25 protein-coding genes are annotated in these 26,482 nt (G+C 34.3%); 1 reads left to right on the top strand and 24 read right to left on the bottom strand.

Annotated elements, in window-relative coordinates:
- The 10 genes from yqeK to guaB all read right to left on the bottom strand — a co-directional run bounded on the left by yqeK (position 1) and on the right by guaB (position 7,973).
- Positions 1-591, bottom strand: coding sequence for a bis(5'-nucleosyl)-tetraphosphatase (symmetrical) YqeK (gene yqeK / locus KW2_RS01085; protein ID WP_011834319.1), 591 nt, complete (start codon positions 589-591; stop codon positions 1-3).
- Complete coding sequence (locus tag KW2_RS01080; RefSeq protein ID WP_011834318.1) at positions 584-1,183, bottom strand: nicotinate-nucleotide adenylyltransferase; 600 nt, start codon at positions 1,181-1,183, stop codon at positions 584-586. The genes yqeK and KW2_RS01080 overlap by 8 nt, the downstream gene beginning before the upstream one ends.
- Before the next feature lie 74 nt (positions 1,184-1,257).
- Positions 1,258-1,572, bottom strand: coding sequence for a ribosome assembly RNA-binding protein YhbY (gene yhbY / locus KW2_RS01075; RefSeq protein ID WP_011675261.1), 315 nt, complete (start codon positions 1,570-1,572; stop codon positions 1,258-1,260).
- A gap of 3 nt (positions 1,573-1,575) precedes the next feature.
- Entirely contained in the window at positions 1,576-2,025 is a 450-nt protein-coding gene (locus KW2_RS01070) for a GNAT family N-acetyltransferase (RefSeq protein ID WP_021036617.1), read from the bottom strand.
- Complete coding sequence (locus KW2_RS01065; RefSeq protein ID WP_021036616.1) at positions 2,018-2,572, bottom strand: hypothetical protein; 555 nt, start codon at positions 2,570-2,572, stop codon at positions 2,018-2,020. The genes KW2_RS01070 and KW2_RS01065 overlap by 8 nt, the downstream gene beginning before the upstream one ends.
- Positions 2,573-2,580: 8 nt before the next feature.
- Positions 2,581-3,825, bottom strand: a complete 1,245-nt coding sequence (gene hflX, locus KW2_RS01060) for a GTPase HflX (protein ID WP_021036615.1) — start codon at positions 3,823-3,825, stop codon at positions 2,581-2,583.
- Positions 3,826-3,908: 83 nt separating this feature from the next.
- Positions 3,909-4,412, bottom strand: coding sequence for an NUDIX hydrolase (locus tag KW2_RS01055; RefSeq protein ID WP_021036614.1), 504 nt, complete (start codon positions 4,410-4,412; stop codon positions 3,909-3,911).
- A gap of 35 nt (positions 4,413-4,447) precedes the next feature.
- The gene (locus KW2_RS01050) at positions 4,448-5,083 is read right to left on the bottom strand and encodes an RpiB/LacA/LacB family sugar-phosphate isomerase (RefSeq protein ID WP_021036613.1); all 636 of its coding nucleotides are present in this window, start codon (positions 5,081-5,083) and stop codon (positions 4,448-4,450) included.
- Positions 5,084-5,120: 37 nt separating this feature from the next.
- Positions 5,121-6,275: a ribosome biogenesis GTPase YqeH gene (gene yqeH / locus KW2_RS01045; protein WP_032950816.1), complete on the bottom strand. Its 1,155-nt coding sequence runs from the start codon at positions 6,273-6,275 to the stop codon at positions 5,121-5,123.
- Between the two features lie 216 nt (positions 6,276-6,491).
- The gene (gene guaB, locus KW2_RS01040; RefSeq protein ID WP_003129822.1) at positions 6,492-7,973 is read right to left on the bottom strand and encodes an IMP dehydrogenase; all 1,482 of its coding nucleotides are present in this window, start codon (positions 7,971-7,973) and stop codon (positions 6,492-6,494) included.
- 379 nt (positions 7,974-8,352) lie between these two features.
- On the opposite strand from guaB, the gene KW2_RS11830 reads away from it, so the two are divergent.
- Complete coding sequence (locus tag KW2_RS11830; RefSeq protein ID WP_011834312.1) at positions 8,353-9,651, top strand: GH25 family lysozyme; 1,299 nt, start codon at positions 8,353-8,355, stop codon at positions 9,649-9,651.
- 133 nt (positions 9,652-9,784) lie between these two features.
- Here the strand turns inward: KW2_RS11830 and KW2_RS01030 are convergent, their stop codons facing one another.
- The 14 genes from KW2_RS01030 to KW2_RS00965 form a co-directional block, all read right to left on the bottom strand.
- Positions 9,785-11,212 (bottom strand): DUF2142 domain-containing protein, encoded by a 1,428-nt coding sequence (locus tag KW2_RS01030; RefSeq protein ID WP_021036611.1) that lies wholly within the window; start codon positions 11,210-11,212, stop codon positions 9,785-9,787.
- A gap of 1 nt (position 11,213) precedes the next feature.
- Entirely contained in the window at positions 11,214-13,013 is a 1,800-nt protein-coding gene (locus tag KW2_RS01025; protein ID WP_021036610.1) for a hypothetical protein, read from the bottom strand.
- A 28-nt stretch (positions 13,014-13,041) separates the two neighbouring features.
- On the bottom strand, positions 13,042-14,460 hold the full coding sequence (locus tag KW2_RS01020; RefSeq protein WP_021036609.1) for an oligosaccharide flippase family protein: 1,419 nt from the start codon (positions 14,458-14,460) through the stop codon (positions 13,042-13,044).
- A complete protein-coding gene (gene glf / locus KW2_RS01015) occupies positions 14,457-15,587 on the bottom strand; it encodes a UDP-galactopyranose mutase (RefSeq protein ID WP_021036608.1) in 1,131 nt (376 codons plus the stop codon). Before glf ends, KW2_RS01020 begins: the two co-directional genes overlap by 4 nt.
- A complete protein-coding gene (locus KW2_RS01010; protein ID WP_021036607.1) occupies positions 15,587-16,651 on the bottom strand; it encodes a glycosyltransferase in 1,065 nt (354 codons plus the stop codon). Before KW2_RS01010 ends, glf begins: the two co-directional genes overlap by 1 nt.
- 62 nt (positions 16,652-16,713) lie before the next feature.
- Positions 16,714-17,715 carry a stealth conserved region 3 domain-containing protein gene (locus KW2_RS01005; RefSeq protein WP_041168550.1) on the bottom strand — a complete coding sequence of 334 codons (1,002 nt, stop codon included), beginning with the start codon at positions 17,713-17,715 and terminating at the stop codon, positions 16,714-16,716.
- A complete protein-coding gene (locus KW2_RS01000) occupies positions 17,708-18,853 on the bottom strand; it encodes a glycosyltransferase (protein ID WP_021036605.1) in 1,146 nt (381 codons plus the stop codon). The genes KW2_RS01005 and KW2_RS01000 overlap by 8 nt, the downstream gene beginning before the upstream one ends.
- Positions 18,854-18,970: 117 nt before the next feature.
- Positions 18,971-20,017, bottom strand: a complete 1,047-nt coding sequence (locus tag KW2_RS00995; RefSeq protein WP_021036604.1) for a glycosyltransferase family 2 protein — start codon at positions 20,015-20,017, stop codon at positions 18,971-18,973.
- On the bottom strand, positions 20,010-20,372 hold the full coding sequence (locus tag KW2_RS00990) for a DUF2304 domain-containing protein (protein ID WP_021036603.1): 363 nt from the start codon (positions 20,370-20,372) through the stop codon (positions 20,010-20,012). Before KW2_RS00990 ends, KW2_RS00995 begins: the two co-directional genes overlap by 8 nt.
- Positions 20,372-21,091 carry a glycosyltransferase family 2 protein gene (locus KW2_RS00985; RefSeq protein ID WP_031286686.1) on the bottom strand — a complete coding sequence of 240 codons (720 nt, stop codon included), beginning with the start codon at positions 21,089-21,091 and terminating at the stop codon, positions 20,372-20,374. The genes KW2_RS00990 and KW2_RS00985 overlap by 1 nt, the downstream gene beginning before the upstream one ends.
- Before the next feature lie 99 nt (positions 21,092-21,190).
- Entirely contained in the window at positions 21,191-22,957 is a 1,767-nt protein-coding gene (locus tag KW2_RS00980) for a rhamnan synthesis F family protein (RefSeq protein ID WP_021036601.1), read from the bottom strand.
- The gene (locus KW2_RS00975) at positions 22,947-23,903 is read right to left on the bottom strand and encodes a glycosyltransferase family 2 protein (protein ID WP_021036600.1); all 957 of its coding nucleotides are present in this window, start codon (positions 23,901-23,903) and stop codon (positions 22,947-22,949) included. Before KW2_RS00975 ends, KW2_RS00980 begins: the two co-directional genes overlap by 11 nt.
- 7 nt (positions 23,904-23,910) lie before the next feature.
- Complete coding sequence (locus KW2_RS00970) at positions 23,911-25,302, bottom strand: DUF2142 domain-containing protein (protein ID WP_041168548.1); 1,392 nt, start codon at positions 25,300-25,302, stop codon at positions 23,911-23,913.
- A complete protein-coding gene (locus tag KW2_RS00965) occupies positions 25,280-26,473 on the bottom strand; it encodes an ABC transporter ATP-binding protein (RefSeq protein WP_021036598.1) in 1,194 nt (397 codons plus the stop codon). Before KW2_RS00965 ends, KW2_RS00970 begins: the two co-directional genes overlap by 23 nt.
- Positions 26,474-26,482 lie beyond the last annotated feature (9 nt).

Here is a 26,482-nt window from a genome sequence, read left to right as displayed (position 1 = left end):
TCAAGACAAATAAGCAATAAAAGCATTATAAGCTTCAAAAGTTTGGGGATAAATGGTCAAACGACGTTCTGCCAAATACTCAACCAAACGCATCGTTTCAAAAGCAACCGCCTGATTTAAATCTTGAGCAGCGACTGCCCGGGCTTCAATGACTCCAGGAAATTTCCGTCCCTCTTCAATATAATCTGCCACATACAATACCTTAGCAAGACCAGACATTTCTTTATCTCCGACCGTGTGAATCTCAATAGCACGCAGAATTTCTTCGTCTTCAAGCCCAAAATCTTCACGTATTTTATAAATACCGACTTTCCCATGCCAAATATTATTATCCCAATTTTTCAAATCAGCATCCAAATTATATTTGTCAATTAAAGCCAGAAAAATCTCATCGTCTACCTCTTTACAATAATCATGCAAAAGTCCAGCCAAGCTTGCTTTATGTGGGTCAACCCCATATTTTTCGGCTAAAGCAATCGCTGCTTTTTCCACACCAAGCATATGTTTAAAACGTGATTCTTTGACTGCACCAGCAATTTTCGCTAGCAAATCTTCTCTTGATAAATTCACTTCTGGATAAAAATCAAACATATAAGCCTTCTTTCAAGATATAATCTAAAACCTTCGGTGCCAAAAGAAAATGTGGTTTAATTCCACGATGCAATTGTTCCCGAATCAAATTTCCGGAAATATCCATCATTGGAACGTCCACCCACATAATCGGATAAGAAGTCCCTGCCCGATAGCGGGGTCTGCGAATCCCAACGAATTGAACTAATTCTAATAACTCATCAATATGCGCCCAATGAGCTAAACCAGAAATCATGTCTCCACCGATAATAAAATAAAAATCACAATCTGGATTTTCTTCATGAAGCTCAAGCACCGTTTGATAGATATCAGCGCCATCTTTAGCTTTCAGACGACAAGCATCTACTTCTAAACCAGGACAATCTTCAATAGCTGCGGTCAGCATGGCCGCAACGTGTCCATCAGTATTATGTTCTGGCAAAAAGACAACTTTTTCCAAATTAAGTTCTTGGCGCACTTGGTCAGCAATTGTCAAATGGCCAACATGAACAGGATTAAAATTCCCCCAAAAAAGCCCGATTGCACGTCGTTTCTCGTCTTCTTTAGTTTTTAATTCTACCTTTGTAAAAGGAGTCAATAAATCTATTGCCATTCGTTCACCTATTATTTTTTACTCTTTGATTATTTTTTGAATGAAACTATTAATAGTTTTTTATTTTTTAAAATTTATTTCACAATATTTTTTACTTCAACCGAAATCTTGCGATTTTCTTTACGGTCAGAAACTTTGAAAACAATGAGATTTCGACCAATGATTTGGACCACATCAAGTCCCATTTCTTCTATTGCTTCTGCTACATCAGTTGCGACTTCATCTGAGTTTTGCAAAATGCTGACTTTAATCAACTCACGTGCATCACAAGCCGTACGAATGCTGGTCAAAATTTCATTAGACAAGCCACTTTTCCCAATTTGAACAATTGGTTTAATATTGACTGCCAAAGCTCGTAAGTATCGTTTTTGTTTTCCGTTTAATTCCATTATTTATTTTTCCGTTTCTATTTTTTTAACTAAATGATTTTGATTTTCATCTAAACCAATTTTTATAAATCCTTTTGCTGGATAAAATTTTCCAGCTTCAACATAATGTTCAGGAAATCTAGTATGAATTTCTGAAATTTCATGTACTCTCGCATACTTTTCAACTGTTTCTAAAAGCTGACTTGCAATACCACATCTTTTGTAGTCAGGTTTAATAAAGAGCCGTTTCAAAAAAATTCCTTTATCTGAAATTCGATGTTCACCAACCATTCCAACCACACGATTATCATCAGAAATAGCTAACCAAAATTCATCCCCAAGCCCAAAATAATTCCGTTGAATATCTAGTAAATCATCACGTAAATGAGGTTTGCCAAGTGCTTCTTTGGCGAGGAGATAGCAGAGGAACATATCATCACGATAATCATTATTATATCGAATAATTTTAATCATTTTTCAAATTTCTCAGCTTTTCTATTCGGTCATGGATTTTTTCAACCTCAAGATTTCCTTGCAGATAATGACAAAGCGTCCCATTCTCAAAGAAAGTTTGCTCAGGGAGTATTTGCGGTTGCCTATCACATTTTATCATTACAATGCTAAAGACACCACCTTTGCCAGAATTTTCAGCGAGGCTCCCTGCAAACATATACGTAAATGCTCGAAATTCTACGTCCTCATAATTTCCCGAAATCGCATAAGCTACTTTTGTTTTAGCCCCACGACCGAATGGATAGTTACTAAAATTTGCATATTTTTCAACAAATGGATTAGTAGATTCTTTTAGGTTAACGACTAATCCTGTCTGGCTTGTTTTTGAAGCTTCATGATAATTTAATTGTCCCTGTGCCTTATCAAAATAATAACTATATTCTTTAGCAAATTTTTCATATTGTCTATTTTCACGTCTGGCAGAACGAATCGCAAAATAGACGATTATACCTGTCATTGAAAAAATTAAAAGAATAAAAAATACAAAAGTAACTGTTACAAGGAACATGCTTCCCCCTAAAACTCATTCAATTTCCAACTCAACTCAGGCGCAATCAATCCCTTAATCTGATAAGCATTTTCGCCCTCAACCACCGATTGAACCAAGGCACTCTTTCTTAATTCAGGCAACTGATAAGCTTTTTCATAAGGTAATTCTATCTCAAAAGCTTCAAAAAGCTCATGCAATTTTTCTAAAATTGCTGTCTTTAACCATTGAACGCCATTCTCAGATTTAATTGAGAGTTGTAAACTTGGCGACAAAGTTGGCAAGAAGTCACTTGGGGCAATATCCATTTTATTATAAACATTCAGCACAGGAATATTTGTCAGCTTCAAATCTTCCATGATTTTCAAGACCGTTTGTTCATGAATTTCATGATGAGGATTACTGGCATCAATGACATGAATCAGTAAATCAACATTGGCAGATTCTTCTAAGGTTGATTTAAAAGCTTTAATCAGCTCTGTTGGCAGATTTTGGATAAAACCGACAGTATCTGTCAGTGACACCGTAAAATCTTCAACCAATTGAACGGCTTTTGTTGTGGCGTCCAATGTCGCAAAAAGTTCATTTTGCTCATATTGTTCTTTATCAAGACCAACTAAAGCATTCATAATGCTGGATTTTCCGGCATTGGTGTAACCAATTAAGCCAATCCGAAAAATTCCTGATTTCGAGCGTTTTTGGCGAATATTTTCCCTTGTTTTTTCAACTTTTTGGAGGGCTTTATCAATGTTTTCAATTCGAGTGCGAATATAACGTCGATCTGTTTCAAGCTTGGTTTCACCTGGTCCTTTAGAACCAATTCCCCCACCTTGACGGCTGAGCATAATCCCTTGTCCCACCAAACGAGGCAAAAGATAATTGAGCTGGGCTTCTTCCACTTGAAGCATTCCTTCATGTGAGCGAGCCCGCATGGCAAAAATATCCAAAATTAATTGCATTCTATCGATGACTTTGACGCCCAAAGCTTCTTCCAAATTAACATTTTGTCTTGGGGATAGACGGTCATTAAAAATAACCGTATCAATTTCGCCCACTTCAATCGCCCAACGCATTTGTTCCAATTTTCCAGAACCAATCATTGTCCGACTATCTGGACGTTCTCTTTTTTGAGTAAATTGGTCAATGACCAATCCGCCAGCCGTTTTTGTCAATTCAGCCAGTTCAACCATTGATGACTCAAAAGCCTGAAAATTTTGGGCTGTTTCTACTCCCGCAAGGAGTACTCTTTCTTGTTTTTCTTCTAAATCTATCAAATTTTTAGTAAAATTTTCCTTTTTTATTTTTATCAGCTGAGTTTAGACTAAAAGTATTATAAAACTAAACTCTATTTTTGTATTTATTCATTTGTCACAATTCTTTTGACTTGAGAATTCACTGACAGATTTGCAAGCTCGTCAGCAAAGAAGCTTGGAAAAGCCTTATAATTTCTGTAATCAGCAATCGGAATCCATTTCAAAAATTCTTTGCTACCGTCTGTCCCAAGACTCTTTGAATTTACTGACGGATTTTCTGTCAGTGGTTTCATCAGAAAATAAAAACTCAATTCGTGACAAGTCACATCATTCAAGAAATCATTTTCCTGCCCCACAAAAAAATTTTCATGGATAAAAGCTAAACGTTCAATTTCGAGATTTAATCCCGTTTCTTCCCGAATCTCCCTCAGACAAGCTTCTTCTGCTGTTTCGCCCAATTGCACAGCACCACCAACCGAATAATAATAGTCATTATGGTCATTACCAACCATTAATATCGCACCATCTTTAATAATAATTCCAGCTGCCCGGTATCGAAACCACTGATTACCACGCGTAAAACCAATATTCTGACTTCTATCTTCCATTTTGATTCTCCAAGATTTTAATGACAGAAATTCTGTCAGTAATTTTTATGACTTTTTAGAAATTCTATCAATTCAAGATTTGTTCCATTTTTGAAAATATAATCCATCAAATCACTTTTCTCTAAAATCGGTCGAATAAATTCTGCTGACAGACCTATCAGCACTTTTATCATGTCTGTTTGCGCTAATTTCTTAATTTCTTTTAATTTCAGAGCATCCGCTTTTTTACGTTCGGCAGCTTCTTTGGGATACCCAGCATTTAAAGGTTCTTCAAAAAGTTTTTCTAAAGTAAATCTCAAATTCATCTCGCCAGCCCAACCAAAATTCAGACCAAGTGGCAAAGAAGCACAATTTCCTTGATTGATTCGCCCAAAAAGGTAGGCATCAGTAGGCGTTGGTAAATAACCAGAAATCACATTGGGTAAAGTGTTGGCTGCAATGTTCATGCCATTTCCCGACGAACAGCCAGTCACAACGAAATCAACCGCACCTGAATTAAGCAAAACCCCCACACAAAGTGCAATTTGAACATAAGAAAAATTTTCTTCATTTTCACTTACACCAAAATTAAGAACTTCTGCATTCAGATGTGCCACAGCTCGCTTTGTTTCCTCGAATAAAACTTCATTTCGGGCAATTTGAGTACTGGCTTGAATCACTGCAATTTTCATCAGACTTCCAACCTTTTCTTCTTAGACAGATAATTTTTTACCCAATCAAAGCCTTACGCACAACCACATCAACACCCTCTGGCACCCAAGCTGCAACGACTGCTTTTTGTGGTACGCGGACCCAACCAAGACCAGAGAAGACAATATCTGACTTATCAGTAATTTTAAACTCGCGACGAACCAATTTGGCACCAACCAAAGCAGGAGCCAAAAGCTCACCTTTATGCTTTTCATAAAATTCAGTCGCACCTTCAAGTTTCGTCCGATGAACATTGATTTCATTGTCAAAATAAGCCGTCATTCCTTGACGTTCGCCACTTATAAAATCAAAACGTGCCAAACCACCAAAGAACAATGTTTGTTCAGGATTGAGCTGATAAGTTTTCGGCTTAATTTCTTTACGTGGTGATACATATTTCAAATCCTCTGGTTCCAAGTAATGAGCCATTTGCCCTCTATGAATAATCCCCGGTGTGTCAATCAGTGCCGAGTCTTCATCAAGCGGGATTTCAATCTTATCAAGAGTCGTTCCTGGAAAACGTGAAGTTGTAATCACATCCTCAGAACCTGAAGCTGATTTAATAATCGCGTTAATCAATGTTGATTTACCAACATTGGTCACCCCAACCACATAGACATCACGTCCACGACGATAATGCTCGATGGCTTCCATCAATTCAGCCACATCATCTTTGTTTTGTGCTGAAGTGATGAGGATATCCTTAGGTTTCAAACCACGAGAAGCCGCTTGTTCTCTCAACCAAGCCGTCATTTTCCCAACTTTTAAGGATTTTGGCAAAACATCACGTTTGTTTGCGACCATTAATAAATCATTTCCACCAGTCAATTTATGAAGGTTAGGAATCAAAGACCCATTAAAATCAAAAATATCAACCACATTGACAATCAAAGCATTATGTTGACCAATTTCTTTAAGTAAACGCAAAAAATCTGCATCAGTCAAACTTGTCGGTGCAATTTCATTATAATGACGCAAGCGGAAACAACGCTGACAGTATAAATCCTCATTTTTGACAAAAGCTTCGCTTCCTTCATCTCCAGCCTGAACAGCTTCCATTTGGTCGCGTTCAGCTATTTTTTTCTTCAAAGCACCCGCAGGCAAAAAGCCAAGTGCATTTTTATCCTCAGTTTGAATTTTTGCACCACAACCAATACAGTACAAATCTTCCATCGTATTTTCATTTTCAATCATATTGCCTATTATACCACATTTCATCAGCATTTTTAGCCTTTTTTCCTATTAATAAAGAGCTATTTTTGTCAGCTTTTTACTGACAGATTTATCAGTAAGTTAATTTTAAAATAAAAAAGAGAAGGACAACTTGTCCATCCCCTTTTTCTACTGACAGAATTATCAAAATAAGATAATTTTCTTGTCAGTAACTTTTTATTGTACAGAATAGTTAGGTGCTTCTTTAGTAATTTGCACATCATGTGGATGTGATTCTTTCAAGCCCGCACCAGACATTTCGATAAATTGTGCTGAATCATGCAAAGCTGTAATATCAGCCGCACCAGTATATCCCATCCCTGCTTTCAAACCACCAAGCATTTGGAAAACGATATCTGTCGCTGTTCCTTTATAAGCCACGCGTCCTTCGATTCCTTCTGGAACAAGTTTATTTGCTTCATTAACAGCCCCTTGGAAATAACGGTCTTTAGACCCTTTTTTCATCGCTGCCAAGCTACCCATTCCACGGTAAGTTTTAAACTTACGACCTTGGAAGATTTCAAATTCACCAGGAGATTCGTCAGTACCTGCAAGCATTGAACCAAGCATTACCGCATCGCCACCAGCAGCAAGTGCCTTAACAATATCACCAGAATATTTAATCCCACCATCAGCGATGATTGTTTTACCAAATTCACGCGCCACATTTGCCGCATCATAAATGGCTGTAATTTGAGGAACACCTACACCAGCAACAACACGAGTCGTACAGATAGAACCAGGACCAATCCCAACCTTAACCACATCAACACCAGCTTCAAACAAAGCACGAGCACCTTCACCAGTAGCAATATTACCAGCAATCAAAGTACGGTCTGGGAAATGATTACGGATTTCACGGATTTTACGTAAAACACCAGCTGAATGTCCATGAGCCGTATCAATAACAATTGCATCGGCTCCTGCAGCAAACAAAGCTTCCGCACGCTCAAAAGTATCAGAAGATACACCAACTGCCCCAGCAACAAGCAAACGACCTTGCTCATCTTTAGCAGCATTTGGGAATTCAATCACCCGTTCAATATCTTTAATTGTAATCAAACCAGCCAATTTACCAGCTTCATCAACCAAAGGTAATTTTTCAATTTTATGCTCTTGCAAAATACGAGCCGCTGTATCTAAAGTTGTTCCAACTGGAGCAGTGATTAGATTTTCAGAAGTCATCATATTTTTGATTTGTTGATTATAATCCGTAATAAAACGCAAGTCACGGTTAGTAATAATCCCTACCAATTTACGATTTTCAAGCGTATCAACAATTGGTACACCAGAAATACGGTAAGTTGCCATCAAGTTTTCAGCTTCTTCAATTTTATGATTTGGAGTCAAGAAAAATGGGTCTGTAATAACACCAGATTCTGAACGTTTTACCTTATGAATTTCTTCAGCTTGTTCCTCAACAGACATATTTTTGTGAACCACACCAAGTCCACCTTGACGGGCCATTGAAATAGCCATTTTTGAGTCAGTTACGGTATCCATAGCGGCAGAGATAATCGGAATATTCAAAGTCAAATTTTTAGCCAACTTTGTCTTCATACTCACCTCATTAGGTAAAACATGAGACTCCGCTGGAATCAGCAATACATCATCAAAAGTAAATCCTTTTTTCAAAAACTTAGTTTCCCAGTTTGACATCGAAAATATTCCTCCATTATCGCGCTATATAAAGTATATAGCTATATTTCTATGGCCATCGCCAATTTTTTATTTTTACTATTCTACCACTATTCCCCAAGCATTTCAACAGTAGGAAATAGTTTAAATAAGAAAAAAACTAAAATTTAGCCAATAATTACCTTATTATTTCATAATCTCACCTTAAATATGGTAACATATATTATACATGGTAAAATTCAATGGTTAAAAATTACATTTTAACTTTAAAAATAACAATTATATTTGACTGATAATTATTTTTTGCCAAACTGAAATAAAGACTGATTCTTATCATTGTAAAATATTAATAAGAAAGTTTATTTATTCCTCCCAACACAAAGAAAGCTATAAATTAGAAATGAAACTGAAAAAATCCCACATTATTTCCCTAATTCTATTTTCCGGATTACTACTTGTCGAACCCGTACTAGCCGAAGATAATGTCACCTCTGACAATCATCCGATGGGCTATTTTATCAAGCAAGAACAGGAGCAAAGTCAACAGGCATCTGATGAAACTAGCAATCCTACCACAGATGAAACTCCAAATATTAGAGCACGCTCATTTGCAGCAGCTCCGGCAGCAAGCGCCCCTTCCAATCTCTCTTCCACTGATAACTCACTCCCTAGACAAGATGCTGTAGATATTTCAGACTACCAAAACTGGATGGTTCAATCTGATTTTAACGCTTTGAAATCAGAAGGGGTTAAAACAGCTATTATCAAGTTAACTGAAGGAACAAGTTATCTTAATCCAAGTGCTGCAAAACAAATTCTGATGGCAAAAAATGCTGGACTGACTGTAGCTACTTACCACTTTGTATATGATCCAACAAAGATTCAAAACGAAGCCGCCTTTTATGCTCAAAGCGCTAAAGCACTCGGTTTATCTACCAATACCGTGATGATTGAAGATGCGGAAGCCCCTTCACAATATTACAATTGGACAGCCGTATCACAAGTTTTCAAAAGCACTATGAACAAAGCAGGCTTCAACAATATTCGCTATTATACTTCACAAGGTTGGGTGAGTTCAGGTGTTATGAATGCTTCAACTCTTGGAGCCAAAAATTTATGGGTTGCTCAATATCTCTATGGAAAACCAAGTAATCAAAATCTTAAAAATACAGACTACGGTTCTTGGCAATATACGAGCCAAATGTATTACCAAAGCACTCCAAACTTAAGAAGTCACAATCTAGATACTTCAATTGATTATAATAATATTTTCAATGCTTCACAAGGACTTCAAGACGTTTACCGCTTGTATAACGCAAATACAGGAGAACACTTCTACACTCTCAATTTTGCTGAGAAAACAAACCTACAAAACGTTGGTTGGCGTTATGAAGGAATCGGTTGGCTATCTTCTTCTTCTGGGTCCCCTGTTTACCGCGTCTACAACCCCAATGCCAAAGGTGGCGACCATTATTATACAATGAGTAAATGGGAAGCACAGCAGCTGGTCAACAAGGGATGGAGATGGGATAATAATGGAGCCCCTGCCTTTTACTCTAATGGCTCAAAAAATCTCTATGTAGCTTATAATCCAAATGCTTCTTCTGGCTCACACAACTACACCACAAGTTCATATGAGCAAAACAGCCTCCTTAGAAGCGGCTGGAAATATGGTGCAGTTGCATGGAAAGTTAATTAAATTAAATAAAAAAAAACTAAGAAAAGCTTTTCTTAGTTTTTTTATATTCAGAATTTGATTGATTACTTTAGGCTAAGACTTTAGAATTAAGTAAAAATTCCAAAGTTATCATTTGGAATATCTTTTACTTATTTTAAAATTTCAATATCGTAAATAATGTATCAAAAATCAAAAGACTGTTTGAGATTATTATGATTACCGCCGAAGACAAAGCAACTGTCTTATAAGAAATGACTTTCAGCTCAAAATGCTCATTCCCCGCAAATAATGGAAGTAGAAAAAGCATCGGTGTAACATAACGTCCCTGAACTCCACCAATTGCCCCATTGATGGCATTCGCCCCTGAAGAATATCCTGTAAAGAAGTTTATATAAAGAGCAACTATGTTCAAAACAAAAAGCCCCAAAGCACCATAACTAATTAATGGATCTTTAACAAATTTTGTTTCCACAAAAGCAGCGGCTAAAATTAATATAAACCATACACTCGTAAGCCAAAAAGGCATCATATTGTGCGTAGCTAATGGCTGAACAAGAACGGTGTTGATATCCTGAACATTAATATTAGGATTAAAGTTATATGAAAAATTCATAAATAATTTATAAATAACTAAGCCCAAACCACCATATCGACGAGCATATAAAACTCCACCAATTAAAACAATAATTAGAACAACAATACTTGTCGTAAACCTAGCACGTTTAGAAAGTCTTCTAATAATATTCTTTGTTTTCCCTCTCATAAATATAGATAAAATAATTATCGGGAAAATAAGAATTAAAAGTTTAATATTAGTTTTTGCTGCAAAGTACACGGCAATCGAACTAATAATCATTGGGAGTAAATTAAAAGGTGTTATCTTCCCTTTATCCACCATATTAATCCCCACAGCTACAAGAAAAGCCGCAAGAATTAAAGTTAAACCATCGTAAGAAAGACTAGAGAAAGTATTCATTACAACAGGACTAAGCCCTATTATTGTAAATACTAATTTCCCCCTTCTAACATACTTGATGATAAAAAACAATATTAAAGTATAGACAAACATCGACAAAAGTCGAGCGCACACAATCATCATCCCCATTGAAGGATAGATATGATAACCCAACCAAACCCCTGCGGCTGGCACTATGTGACCTAAAAAATTGTAGGATAATACTTTAGGATATTCAGTAGAGCGAGGAAGTTTATTCATTGGCATTCTTTGAACTTCAGTTTCAAAGTATTTTTTAAAATAATCTCCGTTCTGATAGGCTGGTTTTTGATTAACAAATTGATTACCAAACCATTTTGAATTCTCGCCGTAGACTGTTATATCTGTGGTCAAGTGCACAATATTACTAGAATTTACAAAATGATAAACACCATCTGGTTCGTTAAAGAACGGCATTCCAATGGATAGGATAATTCCAAAGAAAAGAGCAATTGACAAATAAAATTTGTGGACTTTCTTTTCTATTACTTCTGCATTAAATGATATTTTAGATTTTTCACTATGTCTTTTTTCATTATGTCTTTTGTTTAAGTGATAATCATTTCTTCTATATCTAACTGTATCCATATTACACTAACCTCACTAAAATACCACCAATAACCACAATTCCTAAAATAAACAATAATAATGGGAAAATTATTGATTTCAGAGCACTAAAATGAACCTCTTTTTGAGGAGTGACAGCTAAAATATTGTACTCATTTGTCCCTGCACCATAGTCTGGAATAAGACCATTTAGTTTAAATGATTGGTTGCTTGCTGTCTTCATACTAGTTTTAGTAAGTTGGCTACCATTAGGCGAAACTACATTTTCTGAAAAAATAGAAAAATCAATGGGTGTTTTATCAACAGAGTAGTTAGTAGGAGCGGCAACCTGATAAAGGAAATAATCTTTTCCTTCTCCCAAACCAAATAATTTGATTAAAGATTGATTAATTTTGGTATCACGTTCATAATCATAATTGAATCTTGTATTATTCAACTCAATTGGAGATACATCATCATCACCAAAAACATATTGGTTCCCACCTCTTAATAAAGTATAGCTTGTAGGAGAAACTGTAGACAAATCTTGAATTTCGCTCCATTTCCCTTGACTATCATATAGATACTTTTTACCACCCACATTCTTCCCTAAAATATAAACAGCATCTCTAACCATCTTATTTTTATTTGCATCCACTTCAACAAAATTTATACCAGTTGTATTCACTTTGGGAGCAGACGAGGTAATCTGAGTTCCAGTTGTCTGAGAAATCACATTCGCCGTCATTCCAAAATTATTGTCTGGGGAGTTGAAAGCTTTAATTGGAACATTCATTTTTGTAGTATTCGTGCTTGTTCCTTGTTGAATAGATACATTATTTACATAGACAACAGGAGAAAGATGAGCTTTTATATCAATAGAAACATCACTATCTGTTGGTGGAATTGTCAGTTCATACATGTTAATCTGCCAAGAAATAAGAACGCTACCTATCGTATCCGCAATTTTACTTAGTTGTTCAGGACTAGCTAAAGGGTCAAAAGTTACTCCTGGATTAATAATAGGCGGTATTAATGAAGTTACTGTATTTGGAAGTGACGTTTCATCAATAACAATATTTGCATCAGGACGGAGGTCAATCTTTGTAGGCGTAGTAGGGTTTAACATCTTTTTGCTTACTTTTAGTTTATAATGTAATTCTTGATTTAACTCCACTGTTCTCGGCTGACTACTTTTAGAATTACCTGAAGCAAAAGAAAGTGAAATCCCTAAACTATTTGTGTCTACCTTAACTTCACTCATATCTGGAGTGACCATAATTAACTTTATAATACCTTTGCTACTGCCATCTACAATAGCTGTCAGTCCTGTGGTCACCTTTGCTGATGCTCTTCCTTCAAGATCTGTCGTTTCATTTCCGCCATTAGGGGTATGAAATCTGACAAAATTGCTAGGAGGGTTAAAAGACATGATGTCTGTTCCATTATTTGTTTCGTTTATTGATTGAAGAAGTGTAAAATTTGTACTAAAAAGCGTTGAAATTATCGTTTGTGCTTCACTATCAGTATGTTTACTGCCTTCCCCAACAGTTAATCCAGCAACAACTATCACGTGTTCTGTATTTTGCGATTCTCGCCAAGCAGAAGAGTTTGTTACTTGGTTAGAAAATTTCCCCTCCATAATAGCTTCATATGCGGTTTGATAATTTCCTGCCAAAAATGCTCCATTTTGAATGGGATCTCCTGAAGAAGTAACTTTGATTGATAAATTCGTAGTCAAAGTTTTATCCGAAGCACTTACAGTATGTCCTTCATAGAAAGTAAAGAGTAATAGCCCCATCACTCCAATAAGAGTAACTAAGAAGGTTACCTTTTTATACATTTTATTCTCCAATCGTTTAGTATTAGGGTTATTTTTTACTTACAATCTTTTTGACTTCAATAAAAAGACTGGATTTCAATAAGATATTAAGAATTATATATATTATAGCACCAATCGATACTTGAAATATAAGATTATGCATATTCATCTTCAAAGAATTGTTTAAATAGAAAACAGCTCCAAACATCACTGCACCAGATATAAAGTATTTCCAGCAAGATAAAATCATTGGAATTATCTCAAAGTCATTTCTCAAAATATAAAATTGATAAATCGTCACTGAAGCCTCGGCAATTACTGTCGCAATCATTGCACCAGTGAGTCCCAAAAGAGGAATCAAAGCAAAGTTAAGTAAAATATTAAGAACTGCACCAATTGTTACCGAAGTTGTGAATTCTCTCATCCGATTTAATGGAAGAAGGTACTGAATTCCCAAAACATTACTCCAAGCAATGAATATAATAATTGGGGCTTCCATCATTAGCAAAGGACCGACAGCTACCCATTTAGGGCCGAAAAAGAATCCTGCAAAATTGAGTGCTATTCCCATAACACCAAACATTATCGGTACAGCAAGCCCAGTCATAAGGACGAAAGATTTTTTTAAAGTCTCTTGGACTTCTTTAATTTTACCTTTTGAAAAAAGATTTGAAACATGTGGTAACATGACTACACCTAAAGAAGTGACAATGCTCAATGTTACTTTAATCAGACTATCCGATTGACTAAAAAATCCCGATGCCGTTTTCCCATCAAAAATCCCAATCATTGTTTTGTTCGCAATTGTATAAATCTGTGTAGCAATTTGCGGCAAAAAAAGTAATAGTGTGGGTTTTAAATGATATCCTAATGCTAATTCTTTCCATTTGGGGGCAAAAATTTCCTTGCGCAAATATGGCCAAAGTGAAAGATTTCCAATCAATGATGTTCCGGTAATGATTAAAACATAAATGGGCAAATCCTTTGGACTCTTAATAAAAGTAAAGATGAAAATAACTGAAATAATAGAGACAATAAAATTACGCCCTACTGTTCGCTTGAAATTTTCTACTCCCATAAAATACCAAGAAATATCAAAAGCCGCAGCGATAATAGCGATACTCTGCAAGAGATATATCTCAAAATCCTGTTTTTGAAAAGCTAAGAAAATACAGAAAATAAGAAAAGAGAGAGCAATGGTACAAAATCTCAAAAATGAAATTTCCCAAAAAATTTGGCTTCTCTTTTCTTTATCAGATTGATGATATGCAATCTCTCGATTTCCATAAGTTGTTATCCCAATTGAACCAGCTAATACAAAGTACTGAATAATCGCATAGGTAAATGTATTTAAACCTATAGCCGTTGTGCCAAGCACCCTAGAAATATAGGGAATTGTGATAATTGGAATAATCACAATCAATAATTGGTAAGAGCTATTCAGAAGATAGTTTTTTAATACTTTCAATCTTTAAATTCCTTCTCGACAGCTTTTAAAGCTGCATTAAAGACTTGGTCCATATCATAATACTGATAGTTACCCAAACGACCACCAAATATTACTGTTTTTTCATTATCTGCTAATTTACGATATTTCTTAAAGAGTTCTGAGTTTTTCGTATCATTAACAGGATAATAAGCTTCCTTCGTACGATCCCAATCTTGAGGATATTCCTTAGTGATGATTGTTTTATTTTCATCACCTTTTTTATCAAAGTGACGCCATTCCATCACGCGCGTAAACGGAGTCTCAGCATCTGTATAATTGATAACAGCATTACCTTGTTTGTTGTCAGTTTCAAAAGTTTCTGATTCAAATCGAACAGAACGATATTCTAATTCACCAAGTTCATAATTAAAGTATTGGTCAATCATTCCTGTATAAACGATTTTAGGAAATTCTGCTAAATAATCTTCTTTATGTGAGAAAAAGTCAGTATTTACTTGAACATCAATCAATTCAGAGTCCAGCATCTTATCAAAAATTGCTGTGTATCCATCCACTGGAACTCCTTGATAACGATGATTGAAATAGTTATTATCAAAGGTATAACGAACTGGTAAACGACGGATAATAAAACTTGGTAATTCTGTAGCTTTACGTCCCCATTGTTTTTCTGTATATCCTTTAATCAATTTTGTATAAATATCAGTACCAATTAAAGAAATAGCTTGTTCTTCAAGATTTTTTGGAATACCAGAAAGACCGGCAGCAACTTTTTGCTCCTCAATCTTTGCAGCAGCTTCTTCTGGAGTCTTCACTCCCCACATTTGATAGAAAGTATTCATATTAAATGGGAGATTGTAGAGTTCACCTTTATAATTAGCAACTACTTGGTTAATATAGCCATTAAACTCGGTAAATTGATTAACATAATCCCAAACTTCTTTATTGTCTGTATGGAAAATATGTGCCCCAAAATCATGGACATTAATGCCATTTTCTTTATGGGTATACATATTCCCACCAACGTGCGCGCGTCGTTCTATAATCAAGCTACGCTTTCCACGTTTAGCTGCTTCATGTGCGAAAATTGCACCATAAGGTCCTGCACCAACAATTAAGTAATCATAGTTTTTTGTATTATATTTCATTATTTATTCTCCTCAAGAACTTTATCTGCTTTTTTTAAGGCCTCACTTAAAAAATAACCTGAACGGATTTTTTTACCCATCTTTTGAACATTGATTACCTTTTCATTATAATCTTGTTCTGAAATTTGTGAAAGCTTTTGGGGTAATTCTTCTAAATTATCTACAACAAATCCGAGATTGTTTTCTACAATAAAAGAAGCTAATGCAGCTTGCTTCCACATTATCACTGGAAACCCTGCCGCTAAATAAAGGGATGCTTTATGTGGATTATTATATTTTTGATATTGTCCACTAAGCCCTACACCACCTACAACACTGTCACCATCCCAGACCAGACCGTAAGAACCAGATAATTCTGTTAAGATCTGATTACTTGGATAACTTCCGTTATAATGGATAGATTGTAAATTTTGTAACTCATCACTTAAGCCAGGGCCATATAATTCTAACTTTATATCCGAAACTTCAGCCAATTTAGTTAGATAAGCTGACTTTTCTTTTCTCAAATTCCCTGCTATAATAACTCGATTGCCAAATTCCCCCCCTTTTCCTAGTGGACCATTGTGCAAATAATCGAATATTTCAAGATTTACTATTTTAGAAGCAGCAATATTTTTTTCAATTAGCCACTCCTTCATCTTGTAATTATGAGAAATTATACAGTCGGCCTCCGTAAGAACCTTCGTAGAAGCAGTTTGAGATAAAAGATTATTTTGAAGTTGATAATTTGGATCCCTTAATTCTTCTAAATCATGTATAAGTATAATATTAAGTGATTTATTTTTTTTCTTAGTTTTATTAACCTTATTAATCACATAACTTTCTCCCAATTGATTAGGAGGGAAATTTTCTACAAAGGTTGCTTGTTTTAACGGTAAAACCTTACTATAACCACTTATTATAGTAAATATGGTATTTAAATATCGATTAGCAGATAATCTTTTCCCAGCTATCTTAATTTTCTTAAAACCATATTTATCAAATATTAGGTTTGCATCCTCCTTAGCTTTTGCACCCGCAGTATTATTTTCTTTATAATTAAATCCAATATAATATTTTTTCATATTCAATCCTTTTGTTGTTCATCCATTTAATTTCTTTTATAAAGCATGAGGGATTTTCTCATCTATAATTCATAAGAACTTTTTTCTGAAAATTTATCCGCTAATGCTTGATTTAGCTGTGTTTTTACTTTCTCAAAATTTTCAGTATTATCCGTATCATTAAAACATATAAGTTTAATATCAGATTCTAAGATCTTTTTATAGTCTACAGTATCATTTATTTCCTGATAAAGCCCAACTTTTTTGATATTGCATGGATAAAACCGTCCAGTAATTTTTAAATAGTCTTCCAACAGCAAAATTGAAATATCTTCGTGAGTTCTAAATTTATTCTGTGATGTTTTGTCAAAAGGTTCCGATACATACTCTCTTAACTCTCTAAAGGCATCTTTTTTTAGAGGGCGAGCTAAGTGAGTAGGGTAAAATCCAATATGCCTTTTTAAAAGTGCTATCAAAGGTGAGAGATAGATGTTAAATAATACCGCTTTTGCTCCATTTTTGATACTTAAGCTTTTTTTAGTAATAAATTTCTTATTGATTGGCAATTGATTTATAGTTAATGAATTGTTAAAAATAACACTATTAAAGGCATCAACTGGTAATACTGGAGTATACATATATTGATATAAAGGCAGATTATTTTTAAAAAAATCTGAGGGTTCTGTTTTAGAATTTAAAAATATATCATCATTAAAATAAACAAAATTTTCCGAAAGACCTGGAATTCTATCCAAATTTAGATCTAAAACGTTACTATTGAATGTTGGTAGATACTCTTTAGGAATATAGTCATCATGTTTTACAATGTTAATTTTAGGATTAGTCGTGTCTAGCCATTCTGGAACATGCCCCCAAGTTACTAAATGTATTTTGTTAACCCACGGAGCATATCGTTCTATTGCTCGAAACCAATATTGAAAATTATCCATATTTCGATAACGTGCTTCACTGTTTCGTGAATCCAGCTTTTCACCACTATATTTGGCTCTTTCTTCCTGCCATTTCTTATCTGTACTATCTAAATAAGTTACTACAAAATCAATTTTTTCTAAAGTTTTATTCATTACCAGACTCTGTTCCAAGTATATGCTCCCATTCAATCGCAATTTTTTCTAATGAAAAATCTTTAGATCTCTCTTTAGATTTTTTACTCCAAAATTCTCTTTGGTTCTTATCTGAAATTAACTGCATCAATTTATCTGAGATTTCTTTTATATTCCCATTTTCAGCAACAAGGCCATATTGTTCATTTTTAAGAATTTCATCACTTCCTGTTTGTGAGAATGCAATTATAGGAAGACCATAGTTCATTGCTTCTACCAATACTAAGCCAAAGCTTTCAAATCTTGATGTCATTAAAAAAATGGAGCTATTTAAATAATGATTTGTTAGTTCTTCTCCATTTTTCGGACCTACCCATAAAATTTTATTCGTAAGCCTATTTTTTTCAATCAATTTTTTAAATTTTTTGTTGTCCCTTCCGGAACCAGCTACTCTAATTTTCCAGTCGTCAGGCAAACTTTTCGCTATCTCTATTAAATAGTCCAAGCCCTTATGCAAAATATCAATCCGTCCTACCCATGATATTATTTTTTTATTCAAGTCCACAACTTTATTTGTATCATTTAATGTAAGTGGATTATGCAAAACTTGAACCTTTTCAAATCCGCGGTTTTCTAGAACATTTTTTTCCTCTTGAGTTAGTACAATCAACCGATCACACCCCCTAAGACCATCTAAAAATTGATTTTTGCTTTTCGCAAGATGATAAGTTTCATAATGGTTGAGATCCAGATGCAGCCACCCTATTAATTTCATTTCAGGAAACATTTGCTTTAATTTTTCAGCATAAATAATCCATTGTTCAACTAATACAATTGTAGAATATTTATTTTCTCTCACATACTTTACTAGATTTTCAAAATGTTTATCATTGGGGCGTGTAATCATATCAACAGTTCTTCTTAAAATATACTTGTTGATTCCCGTCTGTATAAGTAATTTTTGAAAACGCCAATTATTCAAAGACTTTTCAGGAAAAATAACTTTTTTAAAAAGAGGATAGTAACTTTCTGTTTCTCTAAAAGAAAATAAATCGATGTCGTGGTTTCTTCTGCTTAATTCATTTACAATTACACTTTGAACTCTAGCCACGCCACCAATTCTTAAATCTCCAATAGCAAATAATATCTTATTTTTCATAATTATCTTTCTTCATAGTGAGCCGTCAGTTAAATAATATCAGCTTACTGATTTTAGTCAAATTTTTCTACTTATTTTCAAGTCTAAATAGAATCGAAAAATTAAACCTTATAAATACTATTTTTTCATCCTTTTAACAGTATTCAAAAGTCCGCGCTCTACAACTCGCCAAGTTTTATTTGTTTGAACAACGTTACGGAATTTAACTGCAGGATTTATGATTTTTCCACCAGTTCTAACCAGCAGTCTGCTCAATGATAAAATTTCAGGATCTTTATCGATTCCTTCAGCTCTTAAATAGTTTGTGAAATTTAAAGTTTCTTTTTTTCGAACGTCTTTTTCTGGAATTGATAAGTTAACAACATACTGAGCAAGAATGAGTTCTGAAAATCTTTGTTTCAGCACTTTTTTTACTGCTGGATTTGTTTCTTCTGGTAATTCTTTAATAAAACTCCACTCATGTTTTAGCATTGCTAAATGCATTGCACGATTTTTAACCATATTTCCAATCGCCATGCTTTGTGTCCCAGAATTTACTCGATATACATAGACTGGAAAATCCAAGTATACTTGCGTTTTCACAAAAGGCAGTGGGAAAGTGATATATTCAACGTCAACATAGAACATTTTTTCATCAATCTTAATCTCGTTATTTTTTAAGATTTCTGTCTTATAAGTCACAGTGTGCATTGGTGGGATTTTAATTGACTCTATGATTTCTTCATATTTATTAATCTGATGACTCTTTATGTTCAACTCCATCATTAAAGTCTCATCTTTTGTTACTTCATCATGCTCAAAATATGGATTATTAATTAAATCTACATCTGTTTTTTTCAAGAAATCAACTAATTTTACAAGATTCTCTGTTTTTACCCAGTCATCTCCGTCTACTACTTTAAAGTATTTACCTGTTGCTTCAAGAATCCCACGATTAATAGTGGAACCATGTCCGCCATTCTCTTTTTCTATAACTCGAATTGTCTGCGGATATTTTTCATGCCATTTAGTTGCAACTTCAACCGTCTTATCCTTAGAGCCGTCACTTACAACAAGAATTTCAATGTCATCGACAATCGCATTGTCCAGCAAAAAAGGCATACATTCATCAATATATTTTTCAGTATTATAACTTGGCACTGTAATTGTCAATATTTTATTCATGTTTTTCCTTTTTTTCTCCATCATCAATTTTCTTTTTCAACAAGGATAACTCTTGTACTAAATTTTTTATTTCTTTTTCAGCAGATATCAGAGAAATTTGATATTTCAAACAGATAAATAATAAAGCACCTACCAAGAAATATAAAGCTAATGAGGTTAATGTTCCAATTCCCAACAGGTGTGCAATACTTGTACCCAAATCTGGAATAATCGAACCAATCAGCAATATAAGAGCTAAAATGAACCATTTTAACATATGTCTTATTTCTGCTCTATCTTTACGAACCAAACGAATCGTATAGATAAAGAAGAAAGCTGCCAAAATAATTGCTAAGATACGAAGTTGAATAGGCATTACTTACTCTCCTTTCCTAATAACGAGCTCGCAATAATCGCTAAAGATACGCTTATCATATAACTTATCCCTTTTACCATGTTAATACTTGAAACACCCGTTGTCCGTTCAAACATTTTTACCCCCACCTCTTTGACACGAATGTTCTTAGAGAATAAATGCATATAACTTTCAGGCTCTGGATATTGTCTTGGGTATCTATTAACAAATTGCTCTATCACTTTACGGTTACCTGCGCGATATCCACTGGTAACGTCTTTGATTTTAATTTTTGAAGACATATAAATGAGTGAGGATAAAATTTTTATTCCCATTTGACGTGATTTTGAAGACTTAAATTCTGAATTACTTTCATCTAAAAATCTAGAACCAACGGTAAAATCAGCTTCATCCTTCAAAATAGGTTCAATCAAGTTTGGTAAAGAATGGATATCATGTTGACCATCCCCGTCAAATTGAACTGCTATATCGTAAGCGTTTTGTAAGGCATACAGATAGCCTGTTTGAACAGCTCCACCGATACCAAGGTTTTGAATCAATTCAACGTGGTTAATGTTGTTTGCTTTCAAAATTTCTTCTTCGTTATCAGTAGAACCATCATTTATCACTACGTAGTCTAATTGATAAGGACAACTGGCTTGATAGTCCTCTACAATTTTTAGATTTTCTAATATTCCCTCACCTTCATTGTAAGCTGGGATAATTAGTAAAATTTTCATTTTTTTGTCATCGGACACTGTTCCAAGTTCTCCTTATAAATAAACATTAATTTTGTACTTCTTTATGTACATTTTTCTAATATAAATTTTACCACAAATTTACTTATTTTTTTTACCTATTTTCAAACGGTAGGCGATAATTACTTTAATTTTCTTAAAAATCATTTTAACTAAGTCGCGCAACTTCGTTTGGGTTAGGTCAGTTTCGACGGAACGCAAGAGTCTATTTGCCGAAAAATTAGCAACAAATCCATTATTTGTTTGGATTTGAGAAATTCGGAAATCATATCCATTTGCCCATGAAGTATAAACAAGTAAACGCTCAAAAGCGTGTAAAATACTATTGTAGGGAAGAGGTTCTTCTGGGACCGCTGCTTCAATATCAACTTTTAGTAAGTTATTCAAAGCTTGTGGACGATACCAAATCATTGTTCCATAACTCATGACATAACTATCTTTTTGTTTCAAGTCTCTCGGATTTTCAAAGTTAATTTTCTTCCATATTTCTTCCATATCTGGCCAAATATCACGTTCAGTAATATAAGTTGGTCCGTAAAAATGTTCGAAAAATGAGGGAACGTCCGCAATCATCAAGCCAAGTTTCGGATTTTTTTCAAATTCTTGAAAAATTGCTTGTGCTGGTTTCAGCAATGAATATTCGATATCTCTTCGCCAAGATTCTCCTACAATCCAATCATTATCTTTAGATTTTTTGGTATGAAAATGTCCGCAAAGGTCATAATCTGCCATTAATTCTGAAATTTCCATCCACGGCAGAACATCTCGCCCTTTATTTCCAGTTACCAAAACTTTTTTGATTTGGTTTAGCGGATAAGACTTTATGATTTGTTCGTATTTATCTTTTGTATCTGTTGTGATAAAAAGGTCATAATTTTGAACATATTTATCAAAATAATCAAGATATTCTGGGATTAAATCAAGGTAAAAAGCATGAAGGTGAATCGCAATTTTCAAGTTGCTTTTTTTGTTTGTTTCGGTAGTAAGTTTGAGTGTTTTTTCTTCCAACATGTACTCGCGGTCTGGATAATCAACCTCTGTCATGTGATTAACAATAAGTTCTATTGGATAAGTCGTTTCTTGTTTTAAGCGCTCAATTACTAAAGGAGTATAAATATTATCTGCACCATAACTAAAGGCTTTGATTTTTAGAAAAGGAATGTGACGTTTTAACAGTTCAGGTAAATTGAATACGGAAAAATCATGGACAAGCATACCTGCCCACTCTTCTTTACGTGTATCAAAAATTACTCCTGATTTAAAGCCAGCATCTTCAAAATATTTCGTCATTGCTGTTTCATATTTTACAATGACTTCTACAACATCATCTAAAACTTCAATATTTGTCCAAAAATCTTCAAAAGCTTTACTTTTTACAATGTTTTGTTTGTAATTAACAAAATAACTTTGAATATGATCTGGTAAAACAATTGCTTCACGGTCTTCCCATGGTTTTACTTTATGACTTCGGTTATTAGTAATTCCCCAGAAATCAACATTTGAATCTTTATTAAACTTAGAAAAAATTCCTTCGAAATCGTAAACTGGTCCAAAACAAGTATCATTCATGATTGTCACCGAATCATAGGATGCAAGTTTTTCAAATCCATAATGTTTCATCGCTTCTGACCAAGCAACAAAGTCATAGCCCTTATTTTCACGTTGCATAAAACCGTCAATGAGATTTTGCCCTGTCAGTGTAGCTAAGGCATTTTCATCCATTAAACTATTTGAAATGAAGAAGACTTCATCAAAATTTTGTCGTAAATGTTTCAATTGGTAAATAACGTGGTCACTCAACTCGTTATTTCGGTTAAAATGTACGTATAGTAATAATTTATTGTTCATTTTTCTTTCCTAAGGGGTGTATCACTTTGTTTATTAGCCGATATGCAAAAGAATTAGTAATTTCAGAAATCACTTTTTCTTGATTAGCAATATGGGTATCTTTGTCAGCTATTGTTTTCTTCATCGCTTCTTCTTGTTCAAGATACTCTTGAGCTTTATCAGCAAGTTGTCTGTCTTTATCAATTTGTAAGTTTTGATAATTATCTACCCAAAGTAGTAAGTTGTTTTGGAGCGCTTCTATCAGTTCTGACGGAATTTTTTTACTGTACTTATTGGTAATATAAAAATACGATTGATAATAGTTTTCCCAATTTCCTCTTTGACTCAAGGATTGTTCTAAAACTCGATAATTCAATTTTGTATTTGAAACAAAAATAGGTTTTGCTCCATTATTAATGATTAATCCTAACCAAAAATCATAATCTTCAAGTGTTTTATTATTTAAAGATTCATCAAATTTTATGTCAGCAATTTTTGAGGTCCTAACCAATGACGAAGCGTCAATCAGATTTCCCTCTAGTTGTTTTTTAAAGCTATATTCTAAATCTGGGCGAAGAAGGTCTTTTTGAGCATTAAAATCCCATAGCTGACAATAGGCAATATCTGAATCTGTTGCTACCAGCTCTGTCAGTAACTTTTCAATATGGTCAGCATTAAGAAAATTATCACTATCAACAAAAAGTAAAAAATCGCCTGTGCTCTTACTTAAAGCATCATTTCGTACAAAAGCTAGACCTCTATTTTCTCCTGAAAAATAATGAGTTTCAGCAAATGGTGATTCTTCAAGCACTTTTGAAATTACTGCACCAGAATCATCTGTCGACCCATCATTAAAAACTAGAAGTTCAATGTTCTGATGAGTTTGCGCAAAAATACTACGTAAGCATTCTTCAATAAAGTTTTCGTGATTGTAGCATGTCACTGCGACTGATACTTTTTTGTCCATAATTCACCTACTTAAAGATATAATGTTCTATTCCTGAACGATATTCATCCATCGGAAGTTGTAAATGGTAAGATCTGAGCATTGTAACACTCAAATTCAACACAAGTGCCATGACACTAACCGAAAGAACAATTCTTCTTAGCCAAGCTCCGGAAGTTTTTACTGAAATTTTTTGGGCTAAAAGAGTTAAACTAGGAGCCAAAAGTAAGATAAAGACTGTAAAGTATCTTCCTTGTGGTCCGGTAATAACATGTTCGGTAAAGGCTGGGTCAATTGCAAATTTAAATAATACACCAAAAAGATTGATTAGGTTGATTAATAAGCCTAACCAAGCAAACCAACGAGGAACTTGCTCTTTTGTATAAGATAAGAACAAAAGAATTAAAGCGCCATACTGAATAGGATAAAACCAAGCTGGAATTGCTACTGTTGAAGTCCCGCTAATGACTTGCGTGGTTAATACAGAGTAGTAAGGTTCCATAAAAGTATAGAGGAACTTACTTATCACTAAGCGTAATTGGTCATGGTATTTGAAAATATAGAGCAAGATTCCTAAAGCAAGTAAAGCACCACCGCCAATTAGAACTCGTAATTTTGTCAAACTAATTTTTAATTTTTTAGCTATAATGACTACAAAAACAGCTAAAACAAGCAAATAAAGCAATCGCGAATTAGCCTTTGAAAAATAAAGGGCTACTGACGGAAGAATAATTCTCAAGAAAAAATCTTTTAATAAAATCGGCTTGTTTTCTTTCAACTCCACCGCTAGATTAATTAATGTTGCACTTAGCCAAGCAAAAGCAACGTAATTATAGCAGTCATAGCTTAAACTTGTAGCAAATTGAATTGCGATAGGAGTAACAGAAATGATTGTAAAAATCATTTGGTAAGCCTTCAGCTTTTTGATGATGAAATACATCGAAATACTAAAGAAAATTAAATTAAAAAGTCTCGCAACTAGAACCATTGACCCAATTGATGGATAAATCATATGTCCCAACTTTATCCCAAGTGCAGGGATAATGTGCATGATATCTTTATACCATTTTGTTCCTAGAGCTCGTTTATCTGCCACCTTACTTTTGGAAATTACTGGAAGTTTGGTTTCAAAAAAATTTTTGAAATAAGTTCCTTCTTTCATCATCTTAGTGACTGTTGTAAAAGGAAGAGGTGCGGATTGATAATCCTCAGCAGGAAAGCCAATTTTGCTTCTATCAACAACTGTATTTGAGAGATAAGAAGATTTATCAAAATGATAACTAGAGTCTGGTTCAATAAAGAGTGGTTGAGCAACTGTAAAAATTAAACCAGCAACAAGAGCAATCATTAAAAAAAGACGTTCTGGTTTGATTAATTTCTTTGTTTGATTATTTTCTTTAACCAAAATTCCAATCTCCATTCCTCAAGAGTAAGCCACTTGCTGAATCTTTAGCACTGAGGTCATCTTTTGGAATGTCAAGGCGATTAATAATGATGATTTTTTCATCGGTGTCATAAGCAACCATTTCATCTTTTGCATTCCGCACAGAAACTTGTAGCTTGAGCTTTAAATTATTAACTTGGTCGAGTTTGCATTCGTAAACAGCTCGTTTTTCACCTTGTCCTTCGGTGAGGTAATCCATCGAGTTATCATTGTAAATCCAAATATTACGGTCTGCATCTGTCAGAGAAAAGGCCACATAGGTTTGAATGTCTTGTTTTACATTATAAGAAATTTCAAATTTAACACTTTGTTCTGGAGTTGTTTGTACAGGTGAAAGTAAATTCACTTTCAAATCGCTGACAAATTCTTCTACTTCTTCACTGCTATCTTCTTGTGCTGCTTTAAGTCGTTTTAAGTTATCCAGACTGTATTGGTTAGCAACTTTATCTACATTTCCTGAGACTTTAATCAAACCGTCTTCAATAAGTACCGCTTTGTTACAATATTTTTTTACGGCATTCATATCATGAGTAACCAAGATAGTTGTCAGACCTGATTTTTTTCTTTCCAAGAAATAATCATTACATTTCCTTTGGAAAGCCTCATCACCAACTGCCAAAACCTCGTCCAAAACGAGCACATCTCCTCTGGCTTTAATGGCAACAGAGAATGCTAAACGAACTTGCATCCCACTAGAATAGTTTTTGAGCTTTTGGTTCATGAATTCATGTAGTTCTGCAAAATCAACGATTTCATCATACATTTCATCAATTTCTTGAGTTGAAAACCCAAGCATTGCACCGTTCATATAGACATTTTCACGTCCCGTAAGCTCAGGATTGAAACCAACGCCAAGCTCAATGAACGAAACCAATTTACCATTTACGGTCACTGTTCCTTTTTCTGGAACATAAATTTGCGAAATGATTTTTAAAAGTGTTGATTTTCCTGAACCGTTACGTCCAACAATTCCAAAAAAATCACCTTTTTCTACTTCAAAATCAATATCTTTTAAGACATGTTGTTCTTTATAACCTTTGATTCCTCTAAATCTGTTGACAAGAGTTGTCCGAAGGCTTGTACTCGCTTCCGTTGGAAGACGAAAATACTTACTTACATGATCAATTTTTACTGCTAGTTCAGCCATTTTGTCTCC

The sequence above is a fragment of the Lactococcus cremoris subsp. cremoris KW2 genome, from assembly GCF_000468955.1.
GTDB classification, from domain to species: Bacteria; Bacillota; Bacilli; order Lactobacillales; family Streptococcaceae; genus Lactococcus; species Lactococcus cremoris.
The sequence above is the reverse complement of the archived record's forward strand: the minus strand, read 5'-3'. Positions and strand labels throughout refer to the sequence as shown.